The following is a 10,857-nucleotide window of genomic DNA, read 5'->3' as shown; positions in this document are numbered from 1 at the left end:
TGTATCTGATACAGCATCTGCCATTTCATTACTTGTGCTTTAATTTCAGGGCTATCCCAATTATTGCCAGTTTGGTGGACAAAAATCAGGAGCCTACCTCCCTGCATTTCCAGAATACGTTTTTCCAGTTCAGCAATGGGTGTACGTGCACAATAACGACTGCCAGCAATGCGTGAAATGCTTGCAGGCAGTTTCAAATGTTGATTAAATTTCGCTTCTTCAAGCCACTGCAAAGCTTGATGACGATCGAGCTCCTCACGCTCCACATTACTATCACCTCCCGCTAGACAGTGCTGGCATACGCTACCGCAATCGGCGGGACAACTCAGACGGTCTAAAGCACGGCTCAGGATACCGTTGATATCATCTACGGCAGACAAGACGAAACCAGCTCCTCCTGCAGCTTGGTCGTAAATCTGAATCAAGCAACGAACTGTACCTGTTTCCAAATCCTTATCTTCACGCACAGCATAGCCCATTTCAGTGGTTTCTATGCCCAAACAGGCGGCAATTTCATCGCGCACGGCTACGGCAATCGTGCGGGCGGCAGTCTTGTTTCCACTGTCTAGCCATGCTTTTGTTTGCGGGTTTTTCAGGGCAATCTCCAATACATCGGTCTGGATACGGTGGCTCAGGTGGATGTTGCGCTGCACATTGCTGTTTGGGCAGTCTTTGTTTTTGCTACCCATATCCAAACCACCACCCAAAGTCTTGTGGTAATCGCCTGAAAATACGGTTGGCAGTTCGTTGTCTTCGGTCATGGAATCCGCACGCCCGCATCTCATACAGACGGCAAAACCGTTTTCATGTTTACCGCCAGAACGGAACAGCACTTCGCCACCGCTGCCGTAGCGGATTTCGCCGCAATCGGGCTGCGGCAGGGCAGTGATTGTGCCGTTCAGTTGTACCCTGGGCGCGTGGGTGGGAACGAATGTTTGGCTGGAAACATCGTTGCCGCTGTCTTCGAAAAAATCGGTTAGAAAGCCTGCTGGAGTCAGCACAGTTTGTTGTTCGGTAAACGGAACAGCTTCGCCGCAGCAGTAACATCGGATGTCGTCATGGCTGTATTTGTAACGTGCCACACCTGATGCTCCACAGTTTTTACAGCGCCATGCGGTGTCGAAACGTTGGGCTTCGTTTTTGCCCTGTTCGTCTGATTTTACGCGCAGATTGATGCCTGCCGAACGATACACGCGCCCGTCTAATACAATTTCCGAACCGGGCGCGTATTCGCGCAGGGCAATATCCAAGCTGCGGCTGGGGTTTTCTTTACGGACGAACAGATTGTCTTCGCGATTCTGTCGTTCGCGGCGTAAGTCTTCCATTTTGCGGATTTTCATTTCCACTACGTCGGTAGGGAAACCGTAGCCGGGCAGAAAGGCATTTACCGCCAGATGGCCGAGCAAGTTTTCATTTTCATGCAGTTTTTTCTCGCGGTTTAGGGCTTTTTTGTATAAATCATTGTCGGTTTGATTAATTTTGTAGTTGATGCTGCGGAAATCAGCCTGCCAGTTTTCCGCCATCTCCGTCAGCCGTTGCACGGCGCGCTCTTTGATATGTGCCAAAGGCACGCCCGCCAACGCCGTGCCTGTCGTGAGTTTAGCAATGGCTTGATCGGCTGTGCATTGCGACGAGTTCATCCAGTCGCAAAACTGCTGCCAAACCTGTTTTGTCGGGTGGAAAAACCATGATGTATTCAATTTGGTACTGTCTTTGCCCGTGTCACTGCGTGTGGCGAGAAACTCTGCCAGCAGGAGTGAATGAGCATGACGGCTGACGATTTTTGCCGAGCTTAACGATACTTTCGGCGCGGCAATGGCCGTAGTGAATGCCCATTTCGGATTGGCAAATACGCGGCGGTTGTGCGGATCGTTTTTACACAATGTATAAGCCACCGCCGCTGCTTCGCTACGTCGTCCTGCACGACCAGCACGCTGCAGGTAATTGGCAGGATGCGGCGGTACGTTATTCATTACTACCGCCGCCATACCGCCGATATCCACGCCCATTTCCATGGTGGTAGAACAGCTCAATACGTTGATTTTGCCGTCTTTAAACATTTTCTCGTATGCTACCAGTTGTGCGGATGCAAGCTGGGCAGAGTGTTCTGCTGTACGGTAGTAGAAACCGCCCTCTATAATTTTGTCGCTCAAATTGCTCCACAAGCCTTTTTGGCGCAGGCGACTGACATCTTCGTCTTGTGCCAGCAGGCGGCGCATTTGGTTACGGCGTGTTTCAGCAGTAGCATCCTGTTTGAAGCGGTAATAATCGGGCAATTCGATTTTGCTACAAAACAGCTTTTCAGACGGCATTTCCTGCCAGTTGCGCGGTAGATAAGGCGACACGCCGCGTAAAGTGGTGTCGATTAAGCGGTGGCTTTGCGGACACAGCCACATTTCTTTTTCAGGTAGCCTGAATGCCATTGCCGAAAGTGGCATTTTCCAAGCATCAGCATCGGGGCGCAGGATGTTGCTGTCTATAGTGAGCTGTTTCCACGCGGTTTTCAACCACGAGTTGATTTTGTGTTTAGCTAAAGGGTTTCGAATATCCAACCCTGTAACCGCCTGCAAAATCTTGACGGCTCGAGGCTGCGGGTCTTTATCTCGAATTTGCGGCCAACCCTGTTTGCGCGAAGTCTGCTTTTCTCTGGTATCGGGCGGCAGCAGGGATTTTCCCGAAAAGCGTTTACCCAACCATCGTTTTTTCTGCTCATCCAAATTGGTAAAGGAATTTTCACGGACGTGAAAATCCAAAAGCATTTTTAAAAATGCTTTCCAATCATCCAAATTCAGCGGTTTGCTTGGATTATTGGCTTGATTCAAAACGCGTGTTTCCGCCCAACCGTCGGGTAATGTACTGATTTTGTCCAAATTGGGATAGTAAACCATTGCCAGGCCCAAGGTTTCCAAACTATTGGCATTGCGCGGGCGGCGGATAAATTCTCGAGCCAGCAGCAACTCTGCCAGTTTTTCTGCCCCGTTGCCACTGGGATCGTCAAACATGACGGGATTAGTTTCACGATTGTAAGGCAGTAAGTCTTTCGCCATTTCTACTTTATCACGCAGTACGCGGTACATATCATCCCAAGTGAGATAGGCTTTTTTGCCACTTTTTTGTGCTTTACTTTTTACTGCTTCCAACACCATTTCCGCCAAAGCGGGATCGGTTTGTTTCAGCTGTTCAATTTTTGCTACTATTTCGGGCATTACAACGTTATTGACCGCTTTTTCTGTTTCCTGCACCAACACATCAAACACCATACCACGCAGTTTGGAATACTCCGCTTCCTGCTGCATTTTCACTGCCATTCGTGCCGTTCCTTGGCGACTGTCTGTAAAAGTAATCAATCTCCGTCCGTGCGCAGGCAGCGATTGCGGGTTGTTTTCGGCGTCACTACAAAATTCCAATACAGTCGGCACGGCGTGGGTAACGTAAAACGGTGCGCCCAAATACTTCTGATGATAAAACGGTGTTTTTCGGCTTTCTTTGCCGCAGGCGGAACAGCAGGCATGCAGGGAGAAATCCAAAGCCAACTCAAAAGTTTCACCCTGCCGTACGCCGATTTCGGCAGTTGTTTTGTCGATTTTCTGTGCCGTATAGTTTTCAGACAGCGTATCGGCTGCAGCGGCAAGCACTTTGTTGTGAGATGTGAATTGCAAGCCATCTGAAATTGGGTTAGAGCCGTCCACGCCGTCAGTTCCGCTGTTTTCTTCATCATTGTCTACCGGCTCGGGATTGAGTGCGAACTCATCGGTGATGCGGGTGTCGTGCTGGTGCAAAATACCGTTGCTCTCCTGCGCCATTAGGTGCGGCGTACCGCAATCTTGGCACAGTACCAGTTCGTACACAGGAGCGCCGCAATCACATTTGGCGCGGCGGTTGAGATAAACCTGTCCGAATGCCCAATCTTCCAGATACCCTTCTTTTACGCTGCAATGGCGGTCAGCACATGCCCACAAACCGTGCAGCATGGCTTGGAACAGATGTAGGCGCAGCTTCAAAAATGGTTCGGCATTTTCAGACGGTTTTGTCTGAGTCATGACATCCAGCCAGGCCAATACTTCGCGTTGCCGTTCATAAAGGCTACCTGAAAGCAGATATGCTTGCGTTGCCTGTACCAATTGGTTCAACGTATAGGGCTGAGTGCTTGCTGTCAGGCAGTTGCGCAAGGTGGTTGCGATTGCACTGCGGCACAGTGCGGTAAAGCGTTCGTTTTCATTTGTAATGGATACGATGTCTGCCAGACTCTGTCTGCCATCGGCAACTCCAATCGGTAGAAAGTCTCTGTTGCCGGAAACCACCAGCACCTGCTCCCGGGGCACACCCGCCAAATCAGCGAGGTAGTGGCGCAGTTCGTCTGCCGCTTTGTCGGAGGCGATGGTGGCGGATGTGGCAACAAAGCGGATATCTTCGGGTTGCTTGCCAAAAGCGTGCACCACACGGCGTAGCAGCAAAGCAATTTCCGCTGCCTGTGAGCCGATATAGCTGTGCGCTTCGTCCAAGACAATCCAACGCAGCGAACCCGCCTGACGCGATTTTTCCAATATCGGCGCGTCAGCTTGGCGCACCAGCATGTATTCCAGCATAGTAGCGTTGGTCAGCAGGATAGGTGGTGGTTCTTTACGCAGCAGTTCCCGCGACAGGACTTGGTTGGGCTGGTCTTTGTCTCGCGGCTCGGCACTTTCTTTGGTGTTGCCGTTGTAGAGGCAAAAGCGGATTTTGTTACCGAAGGGCTTCGTCCATGCGTCCAAGCGTTCCTTTTGCGAATTGATTAGGGCGTTGAGCGGATAAAGAAACAGAGCCTGAACGCCAACCAGCGCTGTGTTTTCCTGCGTTTGTCGGCGTATCAGGTCTTCTAATATCGGAATCATGAAGCATTCGGTTTTGCCAGAACCCGTACCGCTGGTAATGATGGCAGACTGGGGCGTATCGGCCAAAAGATGCCGCCATGCTTGCAATTGGTGGATGTAAGGGCGGGCAGTTTTGGGGAAATCATAATTGTCGGCTTTGGCCAACACATCGGTAAGTTTTGCAGAAAACAGGTTTTGCTCTGCCAAATCGGCAAAGGTGCAGTCCGCACTTTCCCAGCCGAAAGTCTGTTCGACGACGGGATCGGCAAGAAAGCAGTTTTCGTTACCCAATTCGTTGTTGATCAGTTGGCGCAGGTGGCCGCGCAATTTATCATCCGTAATGTCCAATACACCGATGGTGGCTTCCTTGATGCGGTTCAGGCTCTGCTCTATCAGGCCGGACAGGGTTTGCATGGGGTCGGTATTCATTGTTATTCACTCATCAAATGGCAGCTCAGGGTGGCGCAGACGTAATCGAACCATTCTGCGTCCAAAGCATAAATACGGTAAAAAGCATCGGCAAACTGCGCGGCTGTCATTTCAGACGGCCTGATGTCGTTAGGATGCGCCTTGCCGGTTTTAACACAGGCGGTAAAAACGGGTAGCCAGACGGCAGCACGGTCAAAATGAATTTTAGATAGGCGGCGTACTTGGTCGAAAAATGAGCCTTGTTGTTTGTCTAACCATTGTTGCAATCCGTCTGAAAGCGTTTCAGGAATCCGTAAGTTTTCATTTTGACGCAATGCATTGTAGTGGCGGTTGTAGCGCGAATCATGTTGCTTGTGAAAAATCTCCCAGATTGTTCCCTCTACCACCATCATTTCCATTTCAGAAAGAAAGCCTCTAAACACATAGCAGTGCAAAATCTCATCATGGCACAACACATTTTGAGGAATACAGTTTTTGGTTAAAGGAGCATCATCGGGATTCAAACCTGATGCTGCAATTTTGGCGCGGGAATACGGGCGGTAAGCATCTACGGCGGCAAACCAGTCTTGTATCGCTAACCATTCCCACACCACAGCCAGTTCGTTGCGTATCCGCTCGCAAAACACACCATCCAGCCCTAAACGCAAAACTGCCAAAGCCAAGGTTTTCGGCTGTTGTGCCAAGGCCTTCCATGTTTCAAATACTGACAGCGGCAGATGGGAAAAATGCTGTTTCAGGCTCTCAAAATACCGCCAGCCTGCATGCTCGGGATTACCCGCCATTTCTGTAATGATACGGCTGATGGCTTCGGGATTGTGTATCGGATGGAAGGCGCGGGCAGCAGTATGCAGGGAATGATGTTCAGATGGCTCAGTAAATTCTTCGCCGCTGTTGTCAAAGATGGCGGGGCGGAATTGGACGGGTGATTCGGACGCGGGGTAAATCAGCCACAACCCCGCATCATAAGACATCAGACTGTATCTGCCGCCAATAAATTCTGTACTTTCGGGCAGCCGTTGCGCGCCGTTTTCGGGCGCGTCCAACCGCATGATGCTCACTACTGCTTCGGGGCTGGCATATTCGTTTGCCACCTGTTTTTTGATAACGAAACTTTCGCGCAGCGCATCGGTTTCTTCCAATCCTCCAAAACGATGAAATTGGTTGTTCCACACAATCAGGCCGTTGTAGCGTGACAATACCAGCCGTATCAGCGGTTTGTCTGAACCCATACGGTGTACGGTAATTTCCACCTTGGCATCTTGGCTACTGCTACACGACAAAAGCTGCAAAAGCTGGGGCTTCCATTGGTCTAAGAAAAACTGCTGCACCGAACCACCTGCTGGCAGACGTTCGGTGATAGAGATAGGGCAGCTATATGTGTTATCCGATAACTTGAAAACCAGCTCCATGCTGGTCGATGAAGACGAATACACCATCAGCCACTTGCCTGACAGTTGATTGATATTCAGACGACAATCGTCGATTCTGCCATTTTCATCATAAAGATACGCACCATCAAACGGCAGCGGCAGCTTCAATCGTGCTGCTTGGGTGGAGTTGCTGCCAACGGCAAGAATAATGTGGGATGGATAATTACTGCCCTCAGCTTGGCAGGTAAATCGGGAATGGATTTGTGTGATATTGAGATGATCAGCAAAGGCAGCAACGGAAACATTCTCGGAGGTGTCAACATTTAAAATGGCGGGATGTTTGCCGCTTGCTGCTTGCCAAGTATGGGAAAAGTCTTCAGGCAGGACAGTGATTCTGCGCCGCAACAAACAGATTTTATCGCTGTAAAAGGCTACCTGAAATGTACCATAATAGTTCGGGCAGATATTTGATTGGGCTTTGCCGTTGATTTTGATGTGTGTTAGTGACAGGTCGGGTGGCATTTGCAGAGTAGGAAAACCGCGATACACGGGCAGGCCGTCCGTATTCTGATAACGGTAAAACAGCCGACCGCGCAAACTGGTTTGCCCCTTCGTATCCGCACATATAGCAACGATAATTTCACGTCCGTCTTCATGCCGCGCTGCCAGGCTGCCCGAACACTTGAACCACTGCTCTTGCAAACGGGTGACTTTTGCGTTTTCAGATAGTTTGAAACCAAAGGGCAAACGAATCAGGAAATTCTCATCTTTGCTGCGTGTGTATTCGTTGGTGGAAAACAGTTGCCAACATTGATCTTGGCCAAGGCAAAACACTAGTGGCACATCTTCGTCAAACGCCGTGTCTTCGAACAGCTTGGTATAAATCAGCCGCCCACCCGAAAACACACGTATAGACAAAGGCAAACCAGGCTGCTTGCGGACAAAAATAATCTGTTTTTCCTGAGGAAGCTTGAACACCAGTCCGTTACCTGTATCGCTGAAAGAGGCAAACGCCGTCGCCCCCATTTGGGCAACTGGCGTTTCTCCCTCAAAAATCTGCCATTGCAAAACCGTTTTGCCCTGATAATCCTGAACAGGAAAACTAAATTTTTCAGGCAACCCAATTTTAGTATGCAAGCACCAATTTCTCTCCTTTACATAATGTCGACAGGAAAACTCTTGCCTTGCCACTTTTTGACGTTCGTCTGCTGCATTGCCCAACCAGCGGTTGATAACTGCATCTACCTGATTCCCATCCAAAGCAAAAGGAAAATGACCGCGCCAACCACTATCTGCCTTATCTAGGTATTCGACCGGATTGAGTTCATTCTTCAGGTCAAACCGTTCAGCGAGTTCGGATAAGGCCTTGACTGTATTAGCAAATAGAACAACAGCCGCAGCATCATGGAATACTTGCGCCAGTCTATATACTCTTTCAGTAATATACTCTTCCAAAGGACGAAAAGTTTCCACACTCTCCCGATACTTTTTCAGGCCATAATCAATAACATCATGAAATGCGTTATTGTTAGCCGCAAGCATTTTTAATGGCAGCCCACCTTCGGCAATTAATGTACCAAGATAACGCGTATTACCGACATTATCATATTTCCATTGCCTCTTCCAATATTTCAACCCAGTTTTCAAATGTTTGTAACGCTGCTGTTCATTATCAAATCTCGTACCTGTTGCATTATCGAAAAATGCCCAATTCCATTCGCTACCCGAATATTGACGCCGATAAGTTTCACTGACCGCCATACAATAACAGGCACACCATTCTTGATAACGTGGTTGATAAGAAGAGCCCGATCTTAAGGAAGGATCACGACGCAATAGTGCGCACAGTTCACGGTATTCATGTTCGGTAACGGCATAAGCATAAAGAGGTCTGCCATCCGGTGTAGGATTAAGCGGATCTCGGTTTAAAAAGAAAAGTGATAACCAGTTACTAAAAGGGGTTGCTGGCTTAGTTTTCATGGTAACGATTTGTGGTTGACTTAAGTGGAAATTATATCAGTACACACGCACATTTGGCTTTCAAGAGCAGCATATAGGTCAATTTGATAAGAATAAATAAAAACAACATATTATTATCTTAACAAGCTAACGTCTTCCTGGGTAGTTATGCAATACCTCCTACTATGCAGCAAATTTCGGCGTCGTTAATTTCGTTGATGTTTTTGTTCAATCCCTGCAAGCGCTACACCTCAATCAAGCACCCGTCCCGATAACCGTTGCGCCCGATTTCGTCGGGATAGCCCAAGGGGTTGATGACCACGCGGCAGCCTTGAATTTCTGCGTCCATCGCCGTATGCGTGTGCCCGGCAAACCAGTAGGCAAAGCCGGTCAGATCCACATCGTTGATGAAATAGGGATTGAGCGGCGATTCGGCAAACTGCGGGGCGGTGCAGGCTGCATTGGGCGGGAAATGGGTCAGGACGACGGTGTCGGCCGCACCGCGAAACTGCCGTATCCATGCCCACTCCTCGTTATACAGGCGGACATAGTCTTCTGGCGTGATGCGCCGCTCGTTTGGGCTGTTGGGCAGATAATCAAAAATATAGGCGAAATCGGCCACGGAAACCTGCGCCAGATTGCAGTTTTGCTCAAACTGTCCGGCGCTGACTTGGTGCTGCCTGAAGTTGCTGAACAACGTGCCGCCGACAAAGGTCCGGCCGTTGATTTGCACGGTTTTGCCCGCGCGCAGATAAGGTTCGTCGCGCAATTGCAGGCGCACATCGCTCATGTTTTCATGATAATAATCGTGATTGCCCAATACAAAAACATAGGGCTTGCCCGCCTCGTTGCAGGCTGCCTGAAACTGCCGCATGGCGGCCAAGCCGTTGCCGAAATCGCCGGCGTGGGCAATCACATCGGCTTCGGGATGAAGGGCATAGGGGCTGCCGTGGGTGTCGGAAAGGAGCTGGATTTTCATGGAGATATGGTTTCAGGTAGCCTGCAACGGGAGATGGGAAACAGTTCGCCGGTATTGTATCATTCCATCTGAAACCGTTTGACACGATTGGCGCCGAGTATCGGCGTTGATGGTTCACGCTCATCCATCATTCATTAGGAAGCCCTCTTATGCCGACAGACCGCACCGTCCAACTCAACTACATCTCCGATATCCACTTGGAATGGCTGTTCGACAAACGCGGGCTGCTGCAAACCGATGTGCTGGACGAAATCTACCGCCCCCTGTTCCGCTGCAACCGGCAGCCTGCAACGCAACACAATCTGTTGATGATTGCCGGCGATTTGACCGAAGCCAGGAAGTTCCACTATTTCGTGCCGTTTCTGGAAAGCGTGATTGCCGACAATGGCTTTGACCGAGTATTTTATGTGATGGGCAACCATGAATACTACGGCGATGCCCTGCACAAGGTGGTTGGACGGATTCAGGCGGCTCTGGACGGCAGCCCGATGCTGAAAGCGCACATGAGCATCCTGCATAATCAGTGTGCGACGCTCGACAACGGGCGCGTGCAGATTATCGGCGCACCGTTTTGGTATCAGGTGGCGCATGGGGACGAATATGCGGTGGCACAAAGGTTGAGCGACTACCGCTACATCAAGGTCAAACGCGGCAATCGTTACGCCAAGCTGCTGTATCGCGATGTGCTGGCGGCACATCATCAAAGCGTGTGCTTTATCGAAGACACGCTGCGTGCCAGCCCGTCCGGCGTGCAAAACATCCTGTTCACCCACCACCCGACCAGCCGCCTGTTCGGCGATGCCGACCTGGGCTACGGCACGGTACTGCCTGCACGCTGGGCAGAGGATGCGGAAATCGGGCTACCTGAAAAGCTTGCGGCCTGCATTCACGGCCATGCCCACCAACACCTGCCCGTGTGTTACGCCAACGAATACGGCATTCCGACGGTCAGCAACACCATCGGTTATTATCAGGAAGAGTTTAAGCCCGACAGCCCGGCGGGACAGCAGCAAATCAAAGACGGGCTGCCGTTTTTGATGGTGTGAACCAGGTAACGTAATTAAAGCGACAAGAGGGATGGTTTGCCATCCCTCTTTTTTTTCTGCGTCATCAGATCAAAATCAACCGTGCCATTGATACTTCCGGCTGCTGCCTGAAGGCCGAATGGAGCCGTTATTCTGCATACTCAAAGATGTCGACAGGCACAAAGGCAAGATACTTAATTGATCATATTAGATAAGGGGCTTAGGAAGCAAAATTTATTTTAAAG

Annotated in this window: 4 protein-coding genes; 1 reads left to right on the top strand and 3 read right to left on the bottom strand. The window is 50.0% G+C overall.

Annotated elements, in window-relative coordinates; genetic code table 11:
* The 3 genes from HMPREF2541_RS02045 to HMPREF2541_RS02035 form a co-directional block, all read right to left on the bottom strand.
* On the bottom strand, nt 1–5,279 hold a 5,279-nt coding region (locus HMPREF2541_RS02045; RefSeq protein ID WP_070541495.1), incomplete at its 3' end, for a DEAD/DEAH box helicase.
* Between the two features lie 2 nt (nt 5,280–5,281).
* Nucleotides 5,282–8,629, bottom strand: coding sequence for an STY4851/ECs_5259 family protein (locus tag HMPREF2541_RS02040; RefSeq protein ID WP_141744175.1), 3,348 nt, complete (start codon nt 8,627–8,629; stop codon nt 5,282–5,284).
* A gap of 223 nt (nt 8,630–8,852) precedes the next feature.
* On the bottom strand, nt 8,853–9,587 hold the full coding sequence (locus HMPREF2541_RS02035) for a metallophosphoesterase (RefSeq protein WP_070541489.1): 735 nt from the start codon (nt 9,585–9,587) through the stop codon (nt 8,853–8,855).
* A gap of 149 nt (nt 9,588–9,736) precedes the next feature.
* On the opposite strand from HMPREF2541_RS02035, the gene HMPREF2541_RS02030 reads away from it, so the two are divergent.
* A complete protein-coding gene (locus HMPREF2541_RS02030; protein ID WP_070541486.1) occupies nt 9,737–10,633 on the top strand; it encodes a metallophosphoesterase in 897 nt (298 codons plus the stop codon).
* The last annotated feature ends 224 nt before the right edge of the window (nt 10,634–10,857 follow it).

Origin of the sequence: Eikenella sp. HMSC061C02, from assembly GCF_001809035.1 — a bacterium.
Classification (GTDB): Bacteria; Pseudomonadota; Gammaproteobacteria; order Burkholderiales; family Neisseriaceae; genus Eikenella; species Eikenella corrodens.
This window is presented reverse-complemented; position numbering and strand designations above follow the sequence as displayed.

Coding starts and splice junctions, on each gene's coding strand:
- HMPREF2541_RS02040 (WP_141744175.1), bottom strand. CDS start 8,629: ATGAAAACTAAGCCAGCAACCCCTTTTAGTAACTGGTTATCACTTTTC.
- HMPREF2541_RS02035 (WP_070541489.1), bottom strand. CDS start 9,587: ATGAAAATCCAGCTCCTTTCCGACACCCACGGCAGCCCCTATGCCCTT.
- HMPREF2541_RS02030 (WP_070541486.1), top strand. CDS start 9,737: ATGCCGACAGACCGCACCGTCCAACTCAACTACATCTCCGATATCCAC.